Genomic DNA, 24,835 nt, shown 5'->3' on the forward strand with positions numbered 1-24,835 from the left:
TAATTTCACGCCGTGACCCTCACCTCAAGGCGTGAAAACTATTCCTTGGTTAACTCTGTTCTTGGCTCTCCGATGATCCGTCGTCCAACGTTTCGACCAACAGATCGAGTTGGCTCTGACAGCCATTGGCAATCAACACTGTTGCCGCTTCATCGAGACTTTTGGGTGCATCATTCAACATCACAAAATTGACCTCGACTGACTTTTCAACATTGGATCCGATCAACCGATAGCTAGCGCCATTGGTCAAGGGTGCCTCGGTCTTCGGCCAGCTTTTCAGTGGGTTGCCTTTTCGCCAAGCGACTTCTGTTACCGTGCCATTGGTCGGTTCGACAATGCTGGCAGTTGCTGATCCGGTGTAGTCCGGGCGCCAAAGCACCAATGTGTTGGCATCTGAAACACAGAATTTGCCACCCTTTGTCACGTCCAAATACCATAGATTAGGGTTTTTCGGCGCAACAGTGGTATCCGTAACACCGGCGCTGCGGACGGCTCCGGTTCTTGCCCGGCTGCTGCCGCGATTATTGATGAAGCTGGACAAACGGGTCGAGCTACTCGATTGGCGCGCGCCGTTGCGATTGACAGAAAATGTCCCTGGGCCTTTGAGAACCCGGGTCCCGCCCTTGCCCAGGATCGTGACCTGATCCAGTTTTTTGAGTGTTAGCTTCGCATTGTTGGAAAGCTTCTTACCAGCTGGGTAGGATTTTGCCGATGGTCCCGTTGAACGTACTACCATATTCTGGGCAATGGCCGTGCCTGTTAATCCTACGAGCAAAAACGCGCCGAAGGCAATTTTACTGAGGTTTCCAAGTTTTTTACCCGCCTTAGGTGTTTTTAAATCAGCCGAGTGCATAGCTTTCTCCATTCTTTGTATTTTCAAGTCTCTTGCGCAAATTGGCCAAGCCTAAATCCTCGCCATATTGCGTCACAATAGCACTAAGTGCCTGAACATAATCAATATCACCTTTTTGATGGGCCGCTATGACGGCTGTCACTGCCGCACGATCTTTTTCTTCCCAGTCGGGTACAGGTTCAAAAACGTCTACCGGTGTCGAACGGCCCCGCAGGGTGATCGTACCCATTGGACGGTACCAATCGAGGCCAGTGCGCTCCATCGCTTCTCTGCTGACCAGAACTTTGGTATCCAGAGTCTTGTTGGCGGCTTCGAGCCGAGCCGCCGTGTTCATGGCGTCGCCAAGCGCGGTATATTGGATACGGCCATCGCCGCCGAAATTGCCGACAATCGCATCGCCATAATGCAAGCCGACCCGTGTCCGGCCGATTGGCGGCACACCTTCGGGTACGTTTTTACGAAATTCTTCTCCTGCCTGATAAAGAGCATAAGCGGCTTTGGCTGCGCGTTCGCCGTCGTCAGGATAGGCGATTGGCGCGCCCCAGAAAGTGACCAGCGCGTCACCGACAAATTTGTCGATAGTTCCGCCATATTCGAGCGCGACCTCACTGAGCCGGTCGAGATAGTCGTTCAGCAAAGTTGCCACCATTTCCGGTTCAATGGCGTGGCTCAACTTTGTAAAGCCCTCCAAGTCCGTGAAAACAGCGAATATCTGGCGTTTTTCACCATGCAGAGAGAGCTTCTCAGGATCGCGTAAAATTTCGCCAGCGATAGATTTCGGCAGATATTTGCCAAGCGCGCCTTGTGCAAATGCACGCTGTTTGGAGTTGATGGTTCTTGCCGCCGATCCGACGGAGGAGTAACCAAATAGCCAACCCAACGCCCAGCCAAAGGCAGGTAGGGTTAAGGTATCAATGCCCAGATTTTGTAGGAAAAAGGGAAACACCAGGAAAAAGGCAAACTGGCCGATCAAAATGAAGGCGACTTTTACGGCATTGCCCATGATGAGTGCTGAGAGGCCGCCGCATATCGCTACGATGAGAGCCGCCGCCCATAGCGTCCAGTTGGGGACTAGCGCGGGTCGATCATCGTTAAGCAACTGCGCCAGCATGTGTGCGTGCACTTCCAGACCAATCATTTTGCCATCTTCGCTTTGTAGATCCGTGATCGAACCAATTGGCGTTTCGAACCGGTCACGATCGACGAAATCACCCCCGATCAGAACATATTTATCCTTTATGAAAGACTGTAACATGTCGGCAGTGGCGGGATCAGCAAAGCTCTCAATTGGGAATTTGTCGAACACCGGCATATCCTGGCTTGAGGGCACCAGATAGCGGATCGCCCCGTTATTTGCGGCGAATTCCGGGTTGGGCTCCGTGAGCGCCATGGCCATAAATTCCGGTGTCTCGGCTTTTTGCGGGGTCCAGCGCCGTTGAACACCGTCACTATCGGTATTCAACCTGATACTGGTGGGCTTTAGTTTTTCGCTTTCGACTTCGCTCAGGAAGGATTTTAGAAACTCGTGTTCGGCAAATGCAATTTCAGGATTATATTTTGGATCGGCATAAGCAATATATGTTGGCGTTTCGAGTTGTTTGAACGCTGAAACAAGCAGCTCATCATCATCCTGCGGCATCGTAAAGAGAATATCTATACCAATGGATTTAGGCTGGGCGGCATCAATTGTTTCCAGTGCCTGTGCTAAAATTGTCCGGTCTACAGGGGAGCGTTGGCCGGTAAGCTTCAATGTATCCTCGTTATAGACAATCATCACGATCCGGTCTTCTTTCTCGACCTCCGGGGCGAAAACCGATGCACGCATATCATACAGCGCGCGCTCGGCATCCTGGATTAGCGGTGTGGTCCAGCTGAACCGGGCCATCAGGAGGGCTAGGAACAAGAATAAGATCGTAGAACCCAAGCGGATCGGACCAAGCTGATCGAACAACCGACGCAGAGATTGCAATACTCCGCGGGCCTCAGCCTTGACATCACGGCTTGATGTTGCCGGGTCGTTCGGGTTTGCTGTGCTTGCCATTATTTCAAATTGGCCACCGCAATTTTTTTATCGCTTGTTCCAGCCACATCTGCAGTCTGACCAGTCGGTGATCCGTCGGGAAGAAATGGCCGTGACCCATCGCCGATAATCGCAAAGCCCGACCAATAGTAAGGATGCGATGTCACTGGATCATCCATCAATTCTTTCTGTGACGTCCGCAAAGCCGAAGCAATGGACTGACCTTGCCCCTTGTCGAACAGTCCGCCAATCAGACGCTCGGTGGCTTGAAAGTCATCGGGCGCAGGCCAATGGCTCGCAAGCACAGAGCGGCTGCCGGCGCCAATAAAGGATCGAACAAGACCGTCCAGTGCAGTACCGCCGCCACTGCTGACGCCGGCCTCGCGTGTTGCTCTGATGCTCGCTTTACCAGCTGTATCGCAGGCCGAAAGGATCACGATATCGGCGTCTAGTTTCATATCAAAAATTTCGTCAAAGGCGAGTAAACCATCTGATTTTTCGCCGCCAAAAGACGTCAGTAAGGCGGGCTTGGCGGGGCAAGATGGTTTGGGCGCCGTGACCAGGCCATGGGTTGCAAAATGCAGGATGCGATATTCGGAAATATCGGATTTCGCCAATATCTTATCATCCGAAAAGGCAGTGCCGGTCAGTATTTCGGAGCCGCCTTGCCCGATGATCGAACGGGCTTGAATCAGCTCGGCATCCGAAATCGGATTATTCCATTCATTGAGTGCCCAATTACACTGGGCATCCACACCGCCCGCCGCAGCCCGCACGCGGCGAACACCGGTTTCAGCCGCAACTGGCTGGTTATTCCCTAAGCCCAGATATTGCCGCGAAGCTTTTGAAACTGGTGCTTGTCTGGCGTCCGCAAATCCGCGGGCTGATACCGCAGTACTGATATTGATATCGGTTCCGAGCCAGCGCACGCCGGTATAGTCAAACGGATCGCCATCAGGCTGTTCAACCCGCGCCAGATATTCTGTGACTGAGGCGTCATCGACAACAAACAGATTGATGGGCAATCGCAGCATCGCTCCATCTGGTTCAAAGATCAGATGACTTTTAGCAGCTAGTCTTTCTGATACCGGTCCCATCAGATCCTGATACAGGCTGCGTGATGCTTCGATATCAAAAGGATAAGTTACATATTGGCCATTTTCAAACGCAGAAATCGATGCACGCAATAGATCCACTTTTTCATCCAACGCATCAGCACTCAGGGATGTTTTGTACATCGTCGCAAAATCTTTTTCGGTGTAGAAAATGAACACGTCATTTCCGACAATCGCCATCCGCAAATAGGCTTCATTATCGATCATGCTGGCGCGCAAATCTGCGAGTGCGATTGAGCTACCCGCGACGGCGCGATATTGCGGATATTGCGCCAAGCTAACAATAGTAAGTTGTTGGCTGCGCTCTAATTCCTCAATTTCGGCTGCAAGGTCGCTGCGCCGTTGCCGGGTTGTTGTCGTTTGCTCGATCTTGCCCAATGCGGTGAACCGCATGCGCAACCGTTCGATGCTGCGATCGAGATTGGCGGACTGGCGGAATAGCCGTGACGCTTCATCCGTACCACCCTTTAATTCACGTGACAGAACCGCCTGGGTTTCAGCAACACCGGGCCTGACAAGAATTTGGGAGGCCTTGAAGAATTCCTCTGCAGCGTCAGGATCTTTGGTCATCAGATCGAAATAGGGCGCCAGCTGGTTCGCGATGCCGGTAGCTGCGCTGCGTTTTCCAATCGTGCTATCAACAACTTCGCGATAATATTGCCGGGCTTCATCTTGTTTGTCCTGGCGCAGCAAATAGCTGGCCAGCTTTGCCTTTGCACCGTTAACCGCACGGGTTTGCGGATATTGCAATTCCACCAGCTCCAATGCATTGCGCAATAGCTGTTCAGCATTGGCAAATTCGCCCCGCGTTTCCGCAATAAGCGCCAGTTCCGACAATATCTGTGTGCGCAGCCGGGTGATCGACGTCACGCGTCCATCGCGAACAGCAACTGCCTGATTATAGGCAGTGGTCAAAGATTTTTGCGCTTCAGCGTCGTCGCCTCTTATCCGCTGAGCCGTGCCGATAAGCTGCAGTGCTTGTGCATCAATAATTTGTCCGCGCTCGGCAGCGGTCAGTTTCAGGTCATCATTCAAACCCAAAAGGCTAGCCGTTTTATCATCACCATTAAGCCGCATCGCAATCGGCTGTGTGATTGTAAGACTGGCTACTAGGGATTCTCTTTGCGATTCAGTAGCGGCGATGGGCAGGTTAACCCGCGTAACCGCTTCTTCATAACGCCCCTGATTCAAAAGATGTATCGCTTCAAAATTGCGCAATAATTTCTGGTTTACCACGCTACCGGAATCAACCGCTTTTGCCTCGCGAAATAGCTCATCTGCCTCAGCAAATTCACCGAGGTTGGATTTTTGCAGGGCGCGATTGATAAAATATTCTTGCGGATTGACCTTTACGTCATTCAGACCCGATGTCCGTTGCTGCAGTGTTTCAAAAAAAGCAGCCGCCTCGGCATAGTCACCACTTAAATTGCGGCGATAGCCTTCTGCCAAAGCTTGATCGGGCTTTAATGTTAACGCTTGAACCCGGGCGAAGGCAAACGGATCTTCAATAGATGTTGAGGCAATATCAATTTTGCCTTTGACAGTCTTGTCCGCCATGATCGATTTCAGCGCAAGAGTTGTTGCGCTATCATAGACCGCAAGGCCTTCTGCAACGTAGGTTGTGTTGCCGCTCTGTTCCTGAAATATCGAATAGGCGACCGGTTCGTCGGACAGTTTGCACGATGTCTGTTTCAATCCGTCGACAATGACACTCGGTTTATTTTCAGGACAGGAAATTGCGTTTGCGCGATGTCGAGCGATGCGCTGCATGACATCCGTTTCTGGCGCGCGAAAGGCATAGACAAAACTTACCGGACGAGCGGAATCGCGGCAGACGACTGCCCAACTTCGGTCAAAAATGCTCTGTTTGGTTTTATTCTCTATGCTTCTGTCTTGGACCTGACAAAGCGTTCCGTCACCAGATCCGATCGGAAAACTGTCGCGCAATAATATCGGCGTTCCTTGCGCATGTGCAATGGAAGAAGTCGCAATCAATACAGGAAACAATGCCAATAGCGGCAAACGAAAATCACTCGGACCGATCATAAATTCCCCACAATGCCCATGGCGGCTTACGCCCATTGGCTAAGCTGCTTAAATTACGACCCGAAAAACCCTCAGAAACAGTCATAAGCGACAATTCCGAGTCTGGCATAGTAATTAATGGACACAATGGTGTAAATGAGGTGACAATTGTCACTTTTTGAAACGTCTGAAAATAAAATCTTTATTTATCAGTGGTCTAAATGATTTAGAATCCCTGAAATTTTACACTTTCGGCTAGTGGAACGCGCGGAACATTGAAATTGTTAATCGGTGCGTCGGGATCTCGATAGCCAATGGCCATGCCGCAAAAAAAGATATGGTCATCGTCAATACCCAGCAGCTCTCGCATATATGTGCCGTACATAGCCCAAATTTCCTGAGGACAGCTATCCAGGCCTTCTTCCCGGAGCAGCAACATAACTGTTTGGAGCCACATGCCCATGTCGGACCATTGCGGCGGGCCCATATATTTACGCGTATAGGTAAACAGCTGCACAGGCGCGCCAAAACTGTCCCAATTGGCCATCATCTGCTTGATCCGCGCGCCGCCGTCTTCCCTTGGAATGTTCAGGGAAGCGAACATCGCTTTGCCAACGCTTTTGCGCTGTTCCTCGTACCGTCCTTCGAGGTCTTTCGGATAGATGTCATATTCCATATTTTCACCCGCAGGTGCGCTAGGGACTTTGGCTTTGACGGCGTCCGCGATGCGGGTCAGTTCATCTCCGCCAACGACGACAGCATTCCATGGCTGGGTGTTGCCGCCCGACGGCGATCGGGCTGCGGTTTCAAGGACCTTCTGAAGGACTTTCTGGTCAACAGGCTTGTCGAGAAATTGGCGAACGGAACGGCGAGAATTAACGGCTTCGGTTACGTTCATTTTGCTTCCTCATCGAAAAGGCCGGCCAGCTGCTCGACCATGGTCCCGCCCAGTTGTTCCGCATCCATGATGGTGACAGCACGCTTATAATAACGGGTCACATCATGGCCGATGCCAATGGCAACCAGCTGCACGGGCGAGCGGCTTTCAATCCAGTCGATAACCTTACGCAGATGATTTTCCAGATAGGCACCATGATTAACCGAAAGCGTTGAGTCATCAACTGGCGCGCCGTCGGAGATGACCATCAATATCCGGCGTTCCTCGGGCCGCGCAATCAATCGGCTATGCGCCCAAAGAAGAGCTTCACCATCGATATTCTCTTTAAGCAAGCCTTCGCGCATCATCAGACCAAGGTTTTTGCGCGCCCGCCGCCACGGCTCGTCGGCTTGTTTGTAGATGATATGGCGCAGATCGTTGAGCCGACCCGGATTCGCGGGACGATCTTCTGCCAGCCAGCTTTCACGGCATTGGCCGCCTTTCCAGGCGCGTGTGGTAAAGCCCAATATCTCGGTTTTAACGCCGCAGCGTTCCAAGGTGCGCGCCATGATATCCGCGCTGATCGCGGCAATGCTAATCGGCCGGCCGCGCATTGAACCGCTATTGTCAATCAGCAAAGTAACCACCGTATCGCGAAAATCGGTTTCACGTTCGATTTTGTAGGAAAGGCTGTGCGCTGGATTGCTCACGACACGGGCCAGACGCGCGGCATCGAGCATGCCTTCTTCCTGATCAAAATCCCAGCTGCGATTTTGTTGTGCCATCAATCGGCGTTGCAGGCGGTTAGCTAGCTTGGTGACCGCACCTTGCAAATTGGTCAGTTGCTGGTCGAGAAAGGCGCGCAGCCGGGTGAGTTCCTCTTCATCGCACAATTCGGTGGCGCTGATAATCTCGTCATATTTCTCGGTCCACGGCGCATAATCAAAGCCGGGCGGCAGGTCGGACATCGGGCGGTTCGGACGCACCGGCATCATGCCATCATCACCGGCGTCGCCCATTTCTTCTTCCGCGCCCTCTTCAAGTTCTTCCGAGTTTAGCTCGCTCTCGCTTTCCTGCGCCTCATCTTCTGACTGTTCGGAGCGCATGTCCTGCTGGCCCTGGTCGCCGGTCGCTTCGTCGTCCGCACCGTCATCTTCCTGATTTTCGCTATCATCGTCAGAATCGTCATCATTATCGTCGGCGTCTGACGTTTCATCATCGCTGCTGATCAAGTCAAGATGCTCGAGCAACTGGGTCGACAATTTGGCAAAGCTGTCCTGATCATCCAGCGTCAAATTGAGGCCATCCAGATCGGCACCGGCGCCTTCTTCAATCCATTCCCGCAGCATCTCAACGCCTTTTTGAGTCGATTCCGGCGGTACTTCACCGGTCAGCTTCTCGCGTGCTAGCAAGGCAAGGGCGGTTGAAATAGGCACTTCATCTCGATTTTGCGCGCGTGATATTGGGTCAGACCGCATCCGCATTTCGAGGGCCGCATCAAGATTACCATTCACGCCCTTCATATTGCGGGAGCCCAGTGCATCAGTGCGCACTTGCTCGAGGGCATCAAAACACGCTCTTGCTATCGCTTCTTGCGGCGCATTTTTTCGGTGACGGCCCTCGTTGTGATAGCGCAGTTTCAAGGCGAAACTATCGGCAAAGCCTCGGGCTTGTGCAACCTGTTCGGCTGGCAGATCGCGTGCCGGCATGGGCACTTTTAAATGTTGGCCTGATTGCGAAGGTGCTTCTGCGGTATAAGCGAGCTCCACTTCCGGTTCATGAGACATTGCGCGCGCAGCGCCTCCGAGCACGTCTTTCAGATCATCAAGTTTGGAACGGTCAGCCATAGCAGACAACAGCCATAAGCGGAAAACTGAGGGGAATCAAAGGTCAATATTCCACCATTTTGCTAGGATATAGTCAGTGCCTAGCGATCCGTAGCGGCAGGTGCTTCTTCGCGTCTGCTTTCGATGGCCACACCGTCATTATCGAGCCGCAAGTCGACAGGGATCCCGCCAATCTCGGTTGAAATTGAAACGCTGTCGCCGCCGTTGATACGAATTTCGGAATCGCCAAGGTCAATCGGTACATCTTCCAAATCTTGGGCATCGGGCACGTCCAATGGCTTGATCGGCCCATCGGGATTCGGTTTCGGTTTGCTCACCGGCCCGGCGCCAAGGACCGCCTGACGCATGAAATCGCGCCAGATGCGCGCAGGGATACTGCCGCCGCTAATGCCCTTGAGCGGTGTGTTGTCGTCATTGCCAACCCACACCCCGACCACCAGGTCTCCGGCATAACCGACGAACAGGGCATCGCGATTATTCTGGCTAGTGCCGGTTTTGCCGTAATTGGGAATAGACAAACGGGCGTTGCGACCTGTGCCTTCGTTAACGGCGGCGCGCAGCATATCTTCCATCCGTTCATGCGTGCTGTTGCCATAGCGGCCCGGCCAGTCGAACAGCCATGCCGCCCAGCTCTGTTCGCCCTTTTGGAACGCATAGGGTTCGACCGGCCAGCTATTGTTAGCGACGCCCGCATAAGCGGCAGTCAGTTCGAGTAGCGTCATGGTAGATGTACCCAGCGCCAGACTCGGATCATCCTCAGCAAGTTTCGATGTGACGCCAAGATTTCTGGCTTCACGGATCACGGCTTCATCGCCAACTTGTTGGAACAAACGCACGGCCGTGACATTGCTCGATTTGGCGAAAGCCTCTTTCAACGTAATCTCTCCGCGGTATTTCTCTCCCGCGTTTTTCGGCAGATAGCCGCCTTTGGTGATGGGGCTATCATCGACCATATCTTCTGGCCGAATATCCGCGCGCAAGGCCGCTAGCCAGACGAACAGCTTGAATGTCGAGCCCGGCTGCCTTTTCGCCTGGGTCACGCGGTTGAACGCAGATTGCTTGTAATCGCGTCCACCGATCATCGCGACCACTTCACCGTCGGGCCGCATGGCGACCAGCGCGACTTGTGCTTTGCCGAGCGGCGCGCGGCTGACAACATTGCCAGCTATTTTCTGTAACCGGGAGTCCAGCGTAGTGGTGATGGTGAGTTTGCTGTAGCTCATTTCCGACAGCGCTCTGGCCCGCGGCATGGCCCAGTCGGCAAAATAAGTGCCGGTAGGGACCGTGTTTTTGGTCCGAACATCCAGCACCGGATTGGGCAGCTTGTCAGCCTCTGCCTGCGTCAGGAAGCCGCCATTGACCATGGCCGCCTTCACCAGCTTGGCCCGTTTGGCGGCAAGATCGGGATTGCGGGTCGGTGCAAGGCGGGAAGGGGCCTGAACCAGTCCGGCTAGCATGATTGCCTGTTCTGGTTTCAGGTTTTCCGGCTTACGATAATAGTAATGAAGCGAAGCGGCGCGCAGGCCATAGACATTGTCGCCAAAATAGACGTTGGACAGATAGCGCTGAAGGATTTCATCTTTGGACAATCGCGCTTCCATCCAGAAAGCGATCAGCATTTCGCGCGCCTTTCGGGTCAGGCTGCGCTCTGGTGTAAGGAAGGTCAGCTTGGCGAGCTGCTGCGTAATTGTGCTTCCACCTTGGGTCATACCGCTGCCGGTCGCATTGCTTAAAGCCGCCCGCGCGAGGCCGCGGGGATCGACACCCCAGTGCGAATAGAAACGCCGGTCTTCGATTGCCAAGAACGCGTTGACAACGTGGTCGGGAAGTTCTGTGATCACCACCGGCTCCTCGACCACCGCGCCATTGCGAGCAATCGGTTGGCCGTCGGAGGTCAGCAGAGTGATTTGCGGCGGAGCTATAGGTTGCAGAGATTTGGAAAGCGGGGCTGTGATAGCCAGATAAGCGATCAACAGAATCAACAGAAACAAGACAGCCGCAACTCCGCGACTAAACCACCACCATTTGCCGCGGGGCTTCTTAAGTGGCGCAAGCGGTTCGTCCTGCAAATGCGGCGGCAACGCATCGCCATAGGGTTCGTAAAAGGCAGTGCTTACAGGCGCTCTGCGACGGAATGGCCAATACCAGCGACGGCGCGGAGCGTCAGAGGAAAATGTTTTATCCAGCATTATTGACTGTATTACATTAGCAATACACAAAAAGCGAGGGGCAATTTGGAATAGTGATTACCGGACCTCCTCTTGAGCCAAAGACAACGCTATGCTCAATATCGGGTGAACCCGAAATGAAGCCAGTTTAACTGCCCGCAACGCTTTCCGGCAGGTCCTCGTCAAAGACTCGCTGATAATATTCAGCGACCAGCATTCTTTCGGCTTCATCGCACTTGTTGAGGAAGCTCAAACGGAAGGCAAAGCCGACATTATTGAAGATAGCGGCATTCTGGGCCCAGCTGATCACGGTCCGCGGGCTCATTACGGTGGAAATATCGCCATTGACGAAGCCCTGACGCGACAGATCGGCAACCTTGATCATATTCTCCACGGTCTTGTCGTCCGTGTCCGGAACCTTGGAGAGGATGACCTGCGCTTCGGTCGCGGCGGGCAGATAGTTGAGCGTGACCACGATGTTCCAGCGGTCCATCTGACCCTGGTTGATCTGTTGCGTGCCGTGATACAGCCCGCTAGTGTCGCCCAGGCCAACGGTGTTGGCGGTCGCAAATAGACGGAAATTCGGGTTCGGACGGATAACCCGATTCTGGTCGAGCAAGGTTAATTTGCCTTCTGCCTCCAGTACGCGCTGGATCACGAACATGACGTCGGGACGGCCCGCATCATATTCGTCGAATACCAAGGCCGTCGGCGTCTGCAATGCCCATGGCAGCAAACCTTCGCGGAATTCGGTGACCTGCTGGCCATCTTTCAAGACAATGGCGTCGCGGCCTACCAGATCGATCCGGCTGATATGGGCATCCAGATTGATGCGGATACAGGGCCAATTGAGCCGTGCCGCCACCTGTTCGATATGGGTGGATTTGCCGGTACCGTGAAAACCCTGCACCATCACGCGGCGGTTAAACGCAAAACCGGCGAGGATCGCGGCGGTCGTATCCTGATCAAACACATAGGAAGGATCAAGATCGGGAACCCGCTCGTCTTTCTCACTGAATGCCGGGATCTGCATGTCGAGATCAATGCCAAACATTTCCCGCGCATCAACGGATTGATCCGGTGCGTCCAAAATCGTTTCGCCGCTGCCGCTGGGATGGGTATTGGGTATGTCAGTCATGTTTGTCCTTTGAAAACTCAGGCCTCAATATGGAATGCAAAAAGCCAGAGCCACTATCTAAAATCTGGCGATTCCTTAAGCTGCGTATAGGCCGCGATAACATTTGCCAACTGTTTCTCATGACTTCTGTTGCCGCCATTGCGGTCGGGATGATATTTCCGCACCAGTTCGGAATAGCGGCGCCGGATTTCGCCGCGCCCTATCTCATGGGCCGCATCCTCGCCAAGCCCTAGCGTCTTCAGCGCTTTGCGGTCGCCAGCACTGATCGTTCGACCGGGCGTTTGGGGCCGTGAAACGCTGGCAGCAAATCTTGCGCCGATAGCATCCAGCGGATCGGTAAAATCGGACCATGCCGGAGCATCACTCGGACCATTTTGGTAGATTCGCCTGCTGCTGTCCCATCCGCGCACGGGATGCTGCGCTTCAAAAATCTGTTCCTGATCCATGCCGTCGAAATAGTCATAGCCCTGATTAAACTCGCGGACATGGTCTAGGCACAGCCAGCGAAATTCGCCGGGGCCATCATAGCCATGGCGCGCGCCATAAACAGGAGGTGCGCGAAATTCGCCGTCTTCCTCGCATCCATCAATCGCGCAAGTTCGCCCTTCGCTTTCCACACGGCCGTGAAAACGATTGGGTTTTTTCTTTTGAGGATCGGAGGAAGGCAAAAGATTGTCCGGTTATTGGGGCGAAAAGGCGGTTCGCAAATGCTGGTGAAGCCTCTATATAGGCATGATGGAAACAGAATCAAAAGGCCCCGTTGCCGCAGAAATCGAAAAGCGGCTTTTGGAAGCGCTGTCGCCCACATCGCTGAATGTCATCAACGACAGCGCCAGCCATCACGGCCATGCGGGCGATGATGGCAGCGGGGAGTCGCATTTTACGGTCGAGATCGAGTGCGCAGCGTTCGAAGGTCAGTCCAGACTTAACCGGCAACGGATGGTCAACAAGGCGCTCGGCGATTTGATGCAGGACAAGATCCACGCCATGGCGATTAAGGCGAGGGCGCCGGGGGAGTGATCCGTTGCGCTTGTCTTTTGGAAACAAGAGGCGAGCAAATCATGCTGGTGCGCGTCCGTGACAATCAGCTGTGGTATCTGCCCGGCGGAACGATTGAGGCGGACGAAACCGCGGAACAAGCGCTTTTGCGCGAAATCGATGAAGAGCTGGGCGTCGCGATTGATCGGGACACCGTAACATTTGACCGGCGTGTCGTCGGACCCGCGCTGGGACGCGATGGAGCTGTGGAGCTGAATTGCTATAAAGCGCGTTGGATTGGTGATGTCAGGCCACGGGCCGAGATATCCGAGGTCGCTTTTATCGACTATCGACAGACGGAAAAAATGGCTCCGGCTATCAAACTTCTGGTGGACGAACTTCAGCAAGGGCAACAATCATGACGATCCAAAAGGTCAATCTCAAAGATGCCTTCGCAAGTTTTTCCGACCATTGGTCTCCCAAAGTCGCCGGTGATATTAACGACGCGCAAGTGAAGCTGGCGAAATTTGCGGGCAAGTTTGACTGGCATCATCATGAGGAAGAGGATGAGCTATTTCTGGTCGTTGCCGGAACCATGCGCATGGGCCTGCGCACCGGCGATATCGACGTAGAGCCGGGCGAATTTATTATCATCCCGCGCGGCGTCGAGCATCGCCCGGAGGGGCTGGATGGCGAATGCCATGTGCTGTTGTTGGAACCCAAGACAATATTGAACACCGGCAATGTCGTGACCGAGAAAACAGTGACCGACTTGGACCAGCTATAGGCGTAAAAGGCGCTTTCCTAAGTCTAGGTTTTTTGAGCAATTCTGTGCGTCGGACGTGCTTCCTTTTACTCGACATTGGCCAGTGCGGTTTCTGCAAATTCTTTGAGCGCTTGCCTTACGAGATGCTGGTTCTCCAAAAGCCCATGGCCACTGGCCTTTATTTCAACCAGCGCGCCACCAAACATATTGCTGTAAAGTTGAGCATTTTCTTCCAGATGGAAATCACAACTTCCTCGTAGAGTTATAGTCGGGACTTTGGGCAGGTCGTTTCGGTCAAACCGCACGGTTCTGATTGTATCCTGGATACGGCGATTGGCGTAAAAATTCCCTCCGCGAGATGACGTACCAACTTCAATATCCGATTCCTTGCATATCATTCCGGCCATCATGCCAGAGTTCAGCAAACCGTCAAATAGAACGCCAGCATCGGCCTGGGTCAACTTTTCCTCGGCATCGGGATCGGCTCCGTCGATGATTTTAATCGCCTTTTTGACTGATTTATTGACCTTTATCTTGCCTCGCGCGGTGACTTTATAATTACGCTTCGGCTTGGTGCCCGGGAATGTTCCGGGCGAGGTGAATATCAGAGCAGCAACCTGATCAGGATATCGATCCGCGTAGATAGCTGCTAGTGTCGCCCCATAGGAGTTTCCCCATAATATCAGCTTTTCTGTATTCAAGCTTGATCGCAGCGCTTCCAAATCAAGTACGGCTCTATCCACAGTATATTCTGATGCCCGGATATGCCCGGATTGGCCGCCGCCGGCTTGATCGTAATAGACTGTGTTAAAGCCCAAATTTCGGAATAGCTGCCCCTCTTCAATTCTGCGATCTTCGGTGTACATTCCGGGACCGCCATGAAGATACAGGATCGGCGTTTTGTGTTGAGGATCATCTGCAGAGATAACCCAGGTAGCAACCTCAGAGCCGGTTGAAAGTGATCGCGTTTCGGGGGCTTCCCGAGCAGACAGATCACCGCCGCCAATCAACACAAAGGCAACAGAAATCCAAAAAATAAAAATTCGCAACGACAATTCCTCACTAAATGGGATCAATTAGTGTATTATGCGCATAATACAGAAAGTCAAGAGAGGCGAAGTAGGTCTAGGCTACAGGGATAAAGCGCTTTCCTACATGGTTCGGACCCCTTACACATGATTTAAGCAATCTATCAATGTGAAGGAAAGGCAGAGATTTTTTAACGCCATTCTGTGTATAAGGCGTATAATCTTTATCAAACTGGTTCGAAATATGAACAATGTGGAAGGGACATTTACGATGCCTCAAGCCATTTGACCCAGGCGCCATGAGCATGGGCCTCGCCAAGTTTGACCGGCTGGCCGCCGGGACCGTTTGAATGAGGCCAGTGCCGGACAATCAGCTCGTGCCGATAGGTTTCGCGATTGGCCTCCAACGATAGCCAAGCCAGCGGTCGTTCTGCTGTGGCTTGGGTGCCTGCTGCTTCCATCGCCTGGCTAATCCGCTCGCGCCCGGCTTTGGGAATATATTGCCAGACGATGGAGTGAACCAAGACCCGGGTGACGCCCTCTTTCTGGGGTTTGGCGAGTTGTTCGATCATCCAGTCATCGGCGCTCGCGCCTTCGAGACGGGGTGGCTGCTGATTGACCAGCTCTATGGCGGTCTTCATCCGCTCGAAGCGGACAGTGTGCTCGGGCCAGATAAAGGCGGTGAGCCGGCTGGCCTGTGCCGGATCGGCCAGATCCACCGGAGCAATGTCACAGCCGCGGATGGAGTCAAAGGCAAAAGGGACGTCCGGCGGCGGTGGTCCTTCCCATTCCGGTGTGAAGGTCAGGGGCGCACTATCCGGCCCTACGGAAACGCCAGCAAGGTCATAATGATAGCGGTCGATCATCAGATTGAGGCCAGCACTGGAGCCGATTTCGAGCAGCTCGTAGCGCGGCGGAAGGCCTTGTGCCGTGAGCCAGAGCAGACCCGCAATATAAGAGGATGATCGTCCGGCCTCATTCGTCTGGGGCGGAGAGTTCAGCCAGGGCAACAAAGCGGCTTCATCGCTGGCAATGGTTTCGGCAATGATCTGCTCAGCATCGGCTGCGGCCTGGTCGTCGCCATTATAGATGGCGGAAAGCCGATCATGATTACCAGCGAGATGCAGCGCATGAAAGCCGCCCGCAACCCGCAGCGGCAGGGCATCGGCCAGCGGATTGCCTTCCCATTCCAGCACCCGGCGGCCCAGTTCGGTGTTTTCATCCAGTGCCCCGAGTATCGCCTCAACAATGCGGCCGGTAATCGGCGCGCCATTGGACCGGCAATATTCGATCTGGTTGGTGAAGGCGTTCTGTATCTTTTGCTGGTTAGACATATTGCCCTTTCCGGTATGAAGCCCTAATGCGTCGGCTTCTATGACTACACCCCTGATCTTTGCAATCCCCAAGGGACGGATTCTCGACGAAGCGCTGCCGATGCTGGCCAAGGTCGGCATCGAACCTGCGCCGGAATTTTTCGACAAGGCCAACCGCAGCCTGATGTTCGGCACCAATCAGGCGCATGTCTCGATCATCCGGGTGCGTGCCTTTGATGTGGCGACCTTTGTCGCTCATGGCGCCGCGCAGATCGGTATTGTCGGGTCGGACGTGGTGGAAGAATTTAACTATAGTGAGCTTTATGCACCGGTTGATCTGGGCATTGGCCGCTGCCGCCTGTCCGTGGCGCAACCGAAGGATGATGCCGAACAGATTGACAATATCTCGCATATCCGTGTCGCCACCAAATATCCCAACCTGACCAGCCGCCATTTTGAGGCGCAGGGCATTCAGGCGGAATGTGTGAAGCTGAACGGGGCCATGGAACTCGCGCCTTCGCTTGGCCTGTCGCGGCATATTGTCGATCTGGTGGAATCAGGCAGCACATTGAAAGCCAATAATCTGGTCGAAACGGACCGGATTATTGATATTTCCGCGCGGCTGGTGGTCAACCGGGCGGCCTTCAAGATGCGCAGCGAAGAGCTAACCGGACTGGTCCAGAAATTCCGCGAACTGGTGGGGCAGGTCTAATGGCTTTGCGGCTTTCAACCTCGGATGCCGCCTTTGCCGATGCTTTTGACGCGTTGGTCAACGCGCGGCGGGAGGCGGACGCGGATGTATCGGCGGATGTCGCTGCGATCATCAAGGATGTGCGGTCCGATGGCGACGAGGCCGTGGCCCGGCTCACTCAGAAATTTGACGGTCATGACCTGGAATTTACTGGCTGGAAGGTTTCGGTTGCCGAATGCGAGGCAGCGCTTGATGGCCTCGATCCCAACCTGCGGATCGCCCTCGAACTGGCGGCAATCCGTATCCGTGACTATCATGAGGGTCAGGTGCCGGACAATCGCGACTATCGCGATGATGCCGGCGTCCGGATCGGTGCGCGCTGGAATGCCGTTGAGCGGGCAGGCATCTATATTCCTGGCGGCCGTGCAGCTTACCCGTCCTCCGTATTGATGAACGCGATACCGGCCAAGGTTGCTGGTGCGGATCGGGTGATCATGGTGACACCGACGCCCGGTGGCGAAGTAAATCCTCTGGTTCTGGCTGCCGCCCAAATTGCTGGTGTCGATGAAATCTGGCGGATTGGCGGCGCGCAAGCGGTGGCCGCCCTGGCCTTTGGAACCGAGAAAATCGCGCCCGTTGATGTGATTACCGGTCCCGGCAATGCCTGGGTCGCGGAAGCCAAGCGGCAGGTTTATGGCGTAGTCGGCATCGATATGGTCGCCGGGCCGTCCGAGATTGTTGTTGTCGCCGATGGCCAGAATGATCCGGACTGGATCGCTGCGGACCTATTGTCTCAGGCGGAACATGATCCGACCAGCCAATCGATATTGTTTACGGATGATGCCGCTTTTGCGGATCAGGTTGCAACGCAGGTTGAAAAGCAGCTTGGTGAGTTAGCGACGAGTAAGACCGCAACTCAGAGCTGGATCGATAACGGGGCGATCATATTGGTCGATCGGTTGGAGCAAGCGATGCCGCTGGTCGATCGTCTGGCCGCCGAGCATCTGGAACTGGCTTGCGATGATCCGCAGGCTTTATTCAATAAAGTCCGTCATGCGGGTTCAGTATTCCTAGGGCGTCATACACCGGAAGCGGTTGGCGATTATGTTGCCGGTCCCAATCATGTACTGCCAACCGGACGGCGTGCGCGCTTTTCGTCTGGGCTGTCCGTCACCGATTTTATGAAGCGCACGAGCTTTCTGGAATGCGATGAAACGGCGCTTGGAAAAATTGGGCCAGCAGCCGTTGCCCTGGCCGAAGCCGAAGGTTTGCCTGCTCATGCTGCCAGCGTGCAAAAGCGGCTGGACACGCGTCGATAATCAACAGAAAGACAAAGCCTATGACCATTTCATTATATGACGCCGTTATCCCGTCACAGCTTCAGATTATAGCAGCCGTTCGCGGGCTGGTCGATAAGGCCAAAACGCATTGTGACGAGACCGGTACTGCTGCAGAAGAAATTATCGGTGCTCGGCTTATTGAAGACATGCAGCCCTTTTCCTACCAGGTAAAATGTTGTCGTGAGCATTCGCTCGGCGCAATCGAGGCTGTGCGTGAAGGCGTTTTTACCCCCAGCCTCGTGGCACCGCCAGACAGTTGGGAAGGGCTTTACGAAAAGCTCGACGAAGCGAAAGCCGGACTTGAAAAGGTTGACGAAGCAGAGATGGCTGGTTTTGTTGGGCAACCCATGGAATTCCGTTTCAAAGAGACCGTCATGCCATTTACGGCCGAAAATTTCCTGTTCAGTTTCGCGCAACCCAATTTCTACTTCCATGCCACCACAGCCTATGATCTCCTGCGTGAACGCGGTTTCAAGATTGGCAAAATGGATTTTGTGGGCGTTCCGCGGATGAAGCGGCCAGCATGACCGCAAAATCAAATACCCGTTCCACGGCCCGCCTCGCCGCAGTCCAGGCGCTTTTCCAGCATGACATGGAAAAGACACCGGTGCCGCGGCTCTTGAAAGAATTTCATGATCACCGGCTGGGTGCTGAGATTGAAGATGCCCAATATCGTCCGGTCGAGGTCGATTTCTTTGATGATGTCGTCGTTGGAGTGTCCGAAAAACGGGATGAAATTGATGCTTTGATCGCTGAAAAACTGGCATCTGGCTGGTCTATGGGGCGGCTCGACAAAACTATGTTGCAAATATTACGCGCCGGGGCCTTTGAATTGATGGCGCGGGACGATGTCCCGACGGGGACAGTGATCAGCGAATATGTTGACGTCGCACATGCCTTTTTTGACAAAAAGGACAGCGGCTTCATAAACGGATTGCTGGACACAATAGCGAAGCAGGTTCGGGGCAGCTGAGGGGCTGACATTCATGCGGTCCTGCTTTGTAGGGGAGCGTGAGTGTTAGTTATAGATGTGGGGCACATCTTCTTTGTGAAGGGGCCTCAATTGACCGAATTAGATTTTATTGACCAGTTAAAAGCACTGGCGACCCATCCGGCTGCCCGCGGATTGGCTGATGATGCTGCGGTGCTGCCTTTTGGCCGGCACAAGCTTGTTATGACCCATGACATGATGGTCGAGGATGTCCATTTCCTGTCCAGCGCTGATCCTGCCGATGTGGCGTGGAAGCTTGTGGCGGTGAACCTTTCTGACCTCGCCGCCAAAGGCGCGAAGCCGCTCGGCATGTTGATGGGATATTGCCAGACAGGCGATGACAACTGGGATACGGCCTTTGTCCGCGGACTGAAAGAAGCCATCGGCCATTTTTGTGTTCCGTTGCTTGGGGGAGATACCGTTTCTGCCGGAGCGGATGGCAAACGGACTTTGGCATTGACCGCTTTCGGTGAAGCGAAAGGTCATATCATTCCAGCGCGCTGCGGTGCGGAGCCGGGCCATAGTATATATGTTACGGGACATATCGGTGATGCCTGGGCTGGTCTACAGATTGCGTCTGGCAAGGCGCATGCCGGTGATATAGAAACGTCTGCCGCTCTATTGAAAGCGCATAACCGACCTGTTCCGAAACTGGATGATGGTAGGGCGTTGTCGTCATTGGTCAGCACAATGATGGATGTTTCGGACGGCTTGCTGCTTGATGCCTCGCGAATAGCTAGTGCGAGCGGGGTGAATCTTGAAATCGATCTGGACCAACTTCCTCTCTCTCAATCATTCAAAACCGTGTTTGGAGAGGGCGAAGAGGCCAGAATGAGCGCAGCGACAGGCGGCGATGATTATCAATTGTTGCTTACCGCCAGCCCGGAAACCGTATTACCGATCAACCTTAGCAAAATTGGAAAATGTCGGCCCGGGTCAGGCGTATCGCTGGTCCAAAAGGGCGAGCGGATCGGTCTACCAGAGACTTTGGGTTTCGTACACGCCTAGCCGTTGCGAATTTCGGCCAATTTGCGGGGTATCTGAAATGCTAGTGATGCCCGTGAAAACAGGGGTTGCACCATGCGCTTCACGCTTTATAAGTTTCCGCGATATTGCCCCAATTCTGGGGCTTTTCATTATAAAAATATAGGGGGAGAAGAACAGCAATGACTGTTGTCACCATTTCAATAATCTGCGGTTTAATAGCCGTATTATATGGCTTTATTACCAGCCGTCAGGTGCTGAATGCGCCAGCCGGCAATGAAAAAATGCAAGACATTGCTGCTGCTATTCAAGAGGGCGCACAAGCTTATCTGAACCGCCAATATCGCGCGATTGGTATTGTCGGCGTCGTTGTCGCGGTTATCGTTTTCTTGTTCCTAGGTGGTATTTCGACCGTTGGTTTTCTTGTTGGTGCCATTCTTTCCGGCGTTGCTGGTTATATCGGTATGAACATCTCGGTTCGTGCGAATGTCCGCACGGCGCAGGGCGCTAGCGACAGTTTGCAAACTGGTCTCACTGTCGCGTTTCGCGCTGGTGCAGTAACCGGAATGTTGGTTGCTGGTCTTGCGCTGCTTGCGATCTCGATTTTCTTTTGGGTGCTTACTACCCAAATGGGCCTCGAAGCGAAAAGCCGCACGGTTATTGACTCGCTGGTGGCCTTGGCCTTCGGTGCTTCTCTGATTTCGATCTTTGCACGTCTCGGCGGCGGTATCTTTACCAAAGCAGCCGACGTTGGCGCCGACTTGGTTGGTAAGGTTGAAGCTGGCATCCCTGAGGATGATCCACGCAACCCTGCAACAATCGCTGATAACGTAGGAGACAATGTTGGTGACTGCGCTGGTATGGCCGCCGATTTGTTCGAAACCTACGTGGTGACGGTCGGTGCTACGATGGTGCTGCTGGCGCTCACGGTTGGCAATCTGGTTGGCAATACGGTGCTTTATGACCTTATGTCATTGCCGCTTATCGTTGGCGGCGTCTGCATCATTACCTCAATCATTGGTACCTATATGGTCCGTTTGGGTAGCGGCACCAACATCATGGGTGCCTTGTACAAAGGCTTCATCACCACCGCCGTGCTTTCAATCCCGGCAATCTGGTATGTCACGATGCGCACGCTGGGTGATATGAACACGGTTATCGGTGCTAATCTTGATGGCACGGGCGGTTTTACCGGCATGGCTCTGTTCTGGTCGATGATGGTTGGTCTGGCCGTTACTGGTCTGATCATCTGGATCACTGAATATTACACGGGTACGGAATATCGCCCGGTGCGTTCGATCGCCAAATCATCGGAGACCGGCCACGGCACCAACGTGATCCAGGGGCTGGCTATTTCGATGGAAGCAACTGCTCTGCCCACGTTGGTAATCGTGATCGGTATCGTTGTGGCCTATCAGTTGGCAGGTTTGATCGGTTTGGCCTTCGCGGCAACATCCATGCTCGCTCTGGCCGGTATGGTTGTGGCCTTGGATGCTTATGGTCCGGTTACGGATAATGCCGGCGGTATCGCTGAAATGTCTGGTCTGGACGAAAGCGTTCGGGACAAAACCGATGCACTGGATGCTGTGGGTAACACCACCAAAGCGGTGACCAAAGGTTATGCCATTGGTTCTGCTGGTTTGGCTGCTCTCGTCTTGTTCTCGGCTTACACGGCTGACCTCAGAGAGTTCTTCCCGGATCTGCAAGTGAGCTTCAGCCTCGAAAATCCTTATGTGATAGTTGGTTTGTTGCTTGGTGCGCTATTACCTTACCTCTTCGGAGCCATGGGTATGACCGCTGTCGGTCGTGCTGCGGGTGATGTTGTGAAAGACGTCCGTGCACAGTTTGCTGCTGACAAGGGCATTATGGATGGCACATCGCGGCCGAACTATGCCCGCACGGTGGACCTTGTGACCAAGGCGGCGATTAAGGAAATGATCCTGCCATCGCTGCTACCAGTACTGGCACCGATCGTGGTTTATTTCGTGGTCACCGCTGTATCGGATCAGGCCAATGGCTTTGCGGCTCTCGGCGCATTGCTGCTCGGCGTGATCGTCTCTGGTCTGTTTGTTGCCCTGTCGATGACAGCAGGCGGCGGCGCATGGGATAATGCGAAAAAATATATCGAAGACGGCAATCATGGCGGCAAGGGTTCAGAAGCCCATAAAGCGGCCGTGACGGGGGATACAGTGGGCGATCCGTACAAGGATACCGCTGGTCCAGCTGTGAACCCGATGATCAAGATCACCAATATTGTGGCCCTGTTGCTGCTCGCAGCGCTGGCGCACGGTATGGCATAAGCCAAGCCGGCATATTGGTTGAACAAACCCCGCTGGAAGCAATTCCGGCGGGGTTTTGCTTGGGTACGACGCCTCGTGCAGACCGAATAATCGCCGTTAATCGCTTATTACCCTATTTTTGCTAGCAAATGACCCCGACAATAAGGGTAAGGTTATGGATGCAGGCGGGTTTCAGGCCCAAAGTGATGATGCGGTTGATTATGAGACCGACGATCGCGTGTCTCTGGTATCCTCTGCCTCAGCAGAGCTGCAGCCCGTTGCGACGACAGGCCAAAATTTGCTGCCATCATGGCAAAAGCTTGCCCGCAATGCAGCCGAGCCAAATGTCTATTACGAGCATTTGTTGCTGAACCCCGCGCTAAAGCATTTCAGCACCCATCCCGATCTTAGCTTGTTTCTATTTTGGGCAGGTGTGCCGCACAAATCTGACCTGCTCGGGTTGCTACCGATTGGACCGTCTCGGCAATTTGGCCGTTGGCCGGTGCCGTTTGTCCAGAACTGGACTCATCATAACAGCTTTCTGGGCACGCCATTGGTGCGCAGTGGATTTGAAAACCAATTCTGGACAGCCTTGTTCAGGGAACTGGATATCAAAAACTGGCCTGGTTTTCTGCACATCAGAGGTTTGACGGTCGGTGGCCCACTCGATCAAGCCTTGCGTTCCGTTTGCGTTCGGCAACAGCGCCGCTGCGATCTCGTGCATAGCGAGGCCCGAGCATGGCTGCATAGCAATCTGGATGCTGATAGCTACTATACAGAAACCATCCGATCCAAGAAGCGTAAGGAATTGCGCCGACAAGCTAAACGTCTGGCTGAGCTGGGCGAAATTAAATTTTCGCATCAAATGGATGATGCTGGGCTTGATGGGTGGACTGATGATTTCCTGAAACTGGAACGGCAAAGCTGGAAAGGGCGGGAAGGCTCCGCGCTTGATTGTTCTCAAGATACGCGCGCTTTTTTTAGCGAAACACTGGCAGGTGCCGCGTCGTCCGGCCAGCTGGAACGCCATGATCTGCGATTGGATGGAAAGCCGCTGGCGATGCTGGTAAATTTTCGCTCGGCACCGGGCAGTTTTTCCTTCAAAACAGCGTTCGACCAGGCCTATGCGCGGTTTTCGCCCGGCGTCTTGCTGCAAGTGGAAAATCTCAAAATTCTCGATCAACGGGATATAGACTGGATGGACAGCTGTGCGACCGAAGGTCATCCTATGATTGACAGCTTATGGTCCGGACGCCGGCACATCGGCCGCTTTTCCATCGAACTCAAAGGCCTGTCGCGTGGCGCCATGTTCCGTGGGGTCCGTCTGGGGGAAGACCTGATGGCCCATATCAAAAAGCGCGAAATTATTGATATTGCGCAGGCACATAAATGAATCAGATGTCGGGAAAAGACGCGTTTGGCAAACAGGTTTTCAGCGATGATGCGCGCCGAAAATTTTCGAAATGTTATCCCGAAACGCCGCAAATACTCAATCATGATATGGCAGCCAACACATTGCTGACGCTTGATGCTTTGGCGAAGCTCGGCACAGCTCTGCCAAAAGCCAGCGTAGAATATAACCCGGGCGATCTGCCTGTGGGAATCGCTCCGGATGACGTGCCGGACAATGGCATGTCCATTGCCGATACAATCTTGATGATCGAAAGTTCCGCAAGCTGGGCCGTGCTCAAAAATATTGAGCAGATACCGGAATATGAGGCGTTGCTGCTTTCTCTGCTGGCAGAGATCAAACCTATTCTTGAAAGCAAGACCGGCAAGATGATGCGGCCGCAAGGTTTTATCTTTGTCTCATCGCCGAATGCCATGACGCCTTATCATTTCGATCCAGAGCATAATATTTTACTGCAATTGCGCGGTGAAAAGACCATGACGGTTTTTCCACCCGGTGACGAGAGATTCGCGCCCTCCATGGCGCATGAATCCTATCATAGCGGCGGTCCGCGCAATCTTGTCTGGCAGGACGCGTTTTTCGAGCAAGGACAGGTCTATAATCTAACAGCCGGCAAAGCGATTTTCGTGCCGGTTATGGCGCCGCACTTCGTCCAAAACGGGTCCGAGCCAAGCATTTCCCTTTCCATCACCTGGCGTTCCGACTGGAGCTTTGCGGAAGCCGACGCCCATGTTTTTAATCATATGTTGCGTGGTTGGGGGATGAACCCCAAGGCACCCCACCGGTTCCCGAATCATAATAAGGTGAAGGCTATGAGCTGGCGGATTTTGCGGAATCTGCACTTGGTGAAATAGCCATTATGAAAGGAAAATTCTTACTAAGTTTACAAAGTGTACAAGGTCCTGAGGCTATCAATATAGTACGCAATTCTTTCGAAGTTCACATAATTCTCACTCTCTTTTGTTCATTTAGGAAAGTCGCCAAGATCCATATATAAAACAGTGAAAAAGA

21 protein-coding genes are annotated in these 24,835 nt (G+C 53.6%); 11 read left to right on the top strand and 10 right to left on the bottom strand.

Going from position 1 to position 24,835, the window contains the following annotated elements; all coding sequences use genetic code 11:
* Window positions 1-49 precede the first annotated feature (49 nt).
* From J4G78_RS15025 to J4G78_RS15060, 8 genes are all read right to left on the bottom strand, one after another.
* Window positions 50-853 (bottom strand): hypothetical protein, encoded by an 804-nt coding sequence (locus tag J4G78_RS15025; RefSeq protein WP_207987338.1) that lies wholly within the window; start codon window positions 851-853, stop codon window positions 50-52.
* Entirely contained in the window at window positions 840-2,894 is a 2,055-nt protein-coding gene (locus J4G78_RS15030) for an adenylate/guanylate cyclase domain-containing protein (protein WP_207987339.1), read from the bottom strand. Before J4G78_RS15030 ends, J4G78_RS15025 begins: the two co-directional genes overlap by 14 nt.
* Window positions 2,894-6,034, bottom strand: coding sequence for a CHAT domain-containing protein (locus J4G78_RS15035; RefSeq protein ID WP_207987340.1), 3,141 nt, complete (start codon window positions 6,032-6,034; stop codon window positions 2,894-2,896). Before J4G78_RS15035 ends, J4G78_RS15030 begins: the two co-directional genes overlap by 1 nt.
* 205 nt (window positions 6,035-6,239) lie before the next feature.
* Window positions 6,240-6,911: a nitroreductase gene (locus J4G78_RS15040; protein WP_207987341.1), complete on the bottom strand. Its 672-nt coding sequence runs from the start codon at window positions 6,909-6,911 to the stop codon at window positions 6,240-6,242.
* Window positions 6,908-8,737, bottom strand: coding sequence for a cobaltochelatase subunit CobT (gene cobT / locus J4G78_RS15045; RefSeq protein ID WP_207987342.1), 1,830 nt, complete (start codon window positions 8,735-8,737; stop codon window positions 6,908-6,910). The genes J4G78_RS15040 and cobT overlap by 4 nt, the downstream gene beginning before the upstream one ends.
* Before the next feature lie 80 nt (window positions 8,738-8,817).
* Complete coding sequence (locus J4G78_RS15050) at window positions 8,818-10,926, bottom strand: transglycosylase domain-containing protein (RefSeq protein ID WP_207987343.1); 2,109 nt, start codon at window positions 10,924-10,926, stop codon at window positions 8,818-8,820.
* Window positions 10,927-11,053: 127 nt separating this feature from the next.
* Window positions 11,054-12,043, bottom strand: coding sequence for a cobaltochelatase subunit CobS (gene cobS, locus J4G78_RS15055; RefSeq protein ID WP_207987344.1), 990 nt, complete (start codon window positions 12,041-12,043; stop codon window positions 11,054-11,056).
* 53 nt (window positions 12,044-12,096) lie between these two features.
* Window positions 12,097-12,711, bottom strand: coding sequence for a J domain-containing protein (locus J4G78_RS15060; protein WP_243457122.1), 615 nt, complete (start codon window positions 12,709-12,711; stop codon window positions 12,097-12,099).
* Between the two features lie 67 nt (window positions 12,712-12,778).
* Between J4G78_RS15060 and J4G78_RS15065 the strand changes: the two genes are divergently transcribed.
* The 3 genes from J4G78_RS15065 to J4G78_RS15075 are packed head-to-tail and all read left to right on the top strand — an operon-like array spanning window position 12,779 to window position 13,808.
* Window positions 12,779-13,063 carry a BolA family protein gene (locus tag J4G78_RS15065; RefSeq protein ID WP_207990772.1) on the top strand — a complete coding sequence of 95 codons (285 nt, stop codon included), beginning with the start codon at window positions 12,779-12,781 and terminating at the stop codon, window positions 13,061-13,063.
* Window positions 13,060-13,443, top strand: a complete 384-nt coding sequence (locus J4G78_RS15070; protein ID WP_259371340.1) for an NUDIX hydrolase — start codon at window positions 13,060-13,062, stop codon at window positions 13,441-13,443. The genes J4G78_RS15065 and J4G78_RS15070 overlap by 4 nt, the downstream gene beginning before the upstream one ends.
* Window positions 13,440-13,808: a cupin domain-containing protein gene (locus tag J4G78_RS15075; RefSeq protein ID WP_207987346.1), complete on the top strand. Its 369-nt coding sequence runs from the start codon at window positions 13,440-13,442 to the stop codon at window positions 13,806-13,808. Before J4G78_RS15070 ends, J4G78_RS15075 begins: the two co-directional genes overlap by 4 nt.
* A 65-nt stretch (window positions 13,809-13,873) precedes the next feature.
* Here the strand turns inward: J4G78_RS15075 and J4G78_RS15080 are convergent, their stop codons facing one another.
* Together J4G78_RS15080 and J4G78_RS15085 are read right to left on the bottom strand one after the other, a co-directional pair.
* Window positions 13,874-14,836 (bottom strand): alpha/beta fold hydrolase, encoded by a 963-nt coding sequence (locus tag J4G78_RS15080; protein WP_207987347.1) that lies wholly within the window; start codon window positions 14,834-14,836, stop codon window positions 13,874-13,876.
* 245 nt (window positions 14,837-15,081) lie between these two features.
* Window positions 15,082-16,149: a DUF2332 domain-containing protein gene (locus J4G78_RS15085; RefSeq protein WP_207987348.1), complete on the bottom strand. Its 1,068-nt coding sequence runs from the start codon at window positions 16,147-16,149 to the stop codon at window positions 15,082-15,084.
* 40 nt (window positions 16,150-16,189) lie between these two features.
* Between J4G78_RS15085 and hisG the strand changes: the two genes are divergently transcribed.
* From hisG to J4G78_RS15125, 8 genes are all read left to right on the top strand, one after another.
* The gene (gene hisG / locus J4G78_RS15090; RefSeq protein WP_207987349.1) at window positions 16,190-16,840 is read left to right on the top strand and encodes an ATP phosphoribosyltransferase; all 651 of its coding nucleotides are present in this window, start codon (window positions 16,190-16,192) and stop codon (window positions 16,838-16,840) included.
* On the top strand, window positions 16,840-18,138 hold the full coding sequence (gene hisD / locus J4G78_RS15095; protein ID WP_207987350.1) for a histidinol dehydrogenase: 1,299 nt from the start codon (window positions 16,840-16,842) through the stop codon (window positions 18,136-18,138). The genes hisG and hisD overlap by 1 nt, the downstream gene beginning before the upstream one ends.
* Window positions 18,139-18,158: 20 nt before the next feature.
* Window positions 18,159-18,686, top strand: coding sequence for a DUF1993 domain-containing protein (locus tag J4G78_RS15100; RefSeq protein ID WP_207987351.1), 528 nt, complete (start codon window positions 18,159-18,161; stop codon window positions 18,684-18,686).
* Window positions 18,683-19,132: a transcription antitermination factor NusB gene (nusB, locus tag J4G78_RS15105; protein ID WP_207987352.1), complete on the top strand. Its 450-nt coding sequence runs from the start codon at window positions 18,683-18,685 to the stop codon at window positions 19,130-19,132. The genes J4G78_RS15100 and nusB overlap by 4 nt, the downstream gene beginning before the upstream one ends.
* Window positions 19,133-19,222: 90 nt before the next feature.
* Window positions 19,223-20,158, top strand: a complete 936-nt coding sequence (gene thiL, locus J4G78_RS15110; protein WP_207987353.1) for a thiamine-phosphate kinase — start codon at window positions 19,223-19,225, stop codon at window positions 20,156-20,158.
* A 158-nt stretch (window positions 20,159-20,316) separates the two neighbouring features.
* The gene (locus J4G78_RS15115) at window positions 20,317-22,434 is read left to right on the top strand and encodes a sodium-translocating pyrophosphatase (RefSeq protein ID WP_207987354.1); all 2,118 of its coding nucleotides are present in this window, start codon (window positions 20,317-20,319) and stop codon (window positions 22,432-22,434) included.
* 154 nt (window positions 22,435-22,588) lie between these two features.
* Window positions 22,589-23,806, top strand: a complete 1,218-nt coding sequence (locus J4G78_RS15120) for a GNAT family N-acetyltransferase (RefSeq protein WP_207987355.1) — start codon at window positions 22,589-22,591, stop codon at window positions 23,804-23,806.
* On the top strand, window positions 23,803-24,678 hold the full coding sequence (locus J4G78_RS15125; RefSeq protein ID WP_243457123.1) for a cupin-like domain-containing protein: 876 nt from the start codon (window positions 23,803-23,805) through the stop codon (window positions 24,676-24,678). Before J4G78_RS15120 ends, J4G78_RS15125 begins: the two co-directional genes overlap by 4 nt.
* The last annotated feature ends 157 nt before the right edge of the window (window positions 24,679-24,835 follow it).

It is taken from the genome of Parasphingorhabdus cellanae, assembly GCF_017498565.1.
Lineage (GTDB): Bacteria > Pseudomonadota > Alphaproteobacteria > Sphingomonadales > Sphingomonadaceae > Parasphingorhabdus > Parasphingorhabdus cellanae.

Bases quoted from the DNA above. Each gene is read 5' to 3' on its own strand.
- J4G78_RS15025 (WP_207987338.1), bottom strand. From the start codon at position 853: ATGCACTCGGCTGATTTAAAAACACCTAAGGCGGGTAAAAAACTTGGA.
- J4G78_RS15030 (WP_207987339.1), bottom strand. From the start codon at position 2,894: ATGGCAAGCACAGCAAACCCGAACGACCCGGCAACATCAAGCCGTGAT.
- J4G78_RS15035 (WP_207987340.1), bottom strand. From the start codon at position 6,034: ATGATCGGTCCGAGTGATTTTCGTTTGCCGCTATTGGCATTGTTTCCT.
- J4G78_RS15040 (WP_207987341.1), bottom strand. From the start codon at position 6,911: ATGAACGTAACCGAAGCCGTTAATTCTCGCCGTTCCGTTCGCCAATTT.
- cobT (WP_207987342.1), bottom strand. From the start codon at position 8,737: ATGGCTGACCGTTCCAAACTTGATGATCTGAAAGACGTGCTCGGAGGC.
- J4G78_RS15050 (WP_207987343.1), bottom strand. From the start codon at position 10,926: ATGCTGGATAAAACATTTTCCTCTGACGCTCCGCGCCGTCGCTGGTAT.
- cobS (WP_207987344.1), bottom strand. From the start codon at position 12,043: ATGACTGACATACCCAATACCCATCCCAGCGGCAGCGGCGAAACGATT.
- J4G78_RS15065 (WP_207990772.1), top strand. From the start codon at position 12,779: ATGGAAACAGAATCAAAAGGCCCCGTTGCCGCAGAAATCGAAAAGCGG.
- J4G78_RS15075 (WP_207987346.1), top strand. From the start codon at position 13,440: ATGACGATCCAAAAGGTCAATCTCAAAGATGCCTTCGCAAGTTTTTCC.
- J4G78_RS15085 (WP_207987348.1), bottom strand. From the start codon at position 16,149: ATGTCTAACCAGCAAAAGATACAGAACGCCTTCACCAACCAGATCGAA.
- hisG (WP_207987349.1), top strand. From the start codon at position 16,190: ATGACTACACCCCTGATCTTTGCAATCCCCAAGGGACGGATTCTCGAC.
- hisD (WP_207987350.1), top strand. From the start codon at position 16,840: ATGGCTTTGCGGCTTTCAACCTCGGATGCCGCCTTTGCCGATGCTTTT.
- J4G78_RS15100 (WP_207987351.1), top strand. From the start codon at position 18,159: ATGACCATTTCATTATATGACGCCGTTATCCCGTCACAGCTTCAGATT.
- nusB (WP_207987352.1), top strand. From the start codon at position 18,683: ATGACCGCAAAATCAAATACCCGTTCCACGGCCCGCCTCGCCGCAGTC.
- J4G78_RS15115 (WP_207987354.1), top strand. From the start codon at position 20,317: ATGACTGTTGTCACCATTTCAATAATCTGCGGTTTAATAGCCGTATTA.
- J4G78_RS15120 (WP_207987355.1), top strand. From the start codon at position 22,589: ATGGATGCAGGCGGGTTTCAGGCCCAAAGTGATGATGCGGTTGATTAT.
- J4G78_RS15125 (WP_243457123.1), top strand. From the start codon at position 23,803: ATGAATCAGATGTCGGGAAAAGACGCGTTTGGCAAACAGGTTTTCAGC.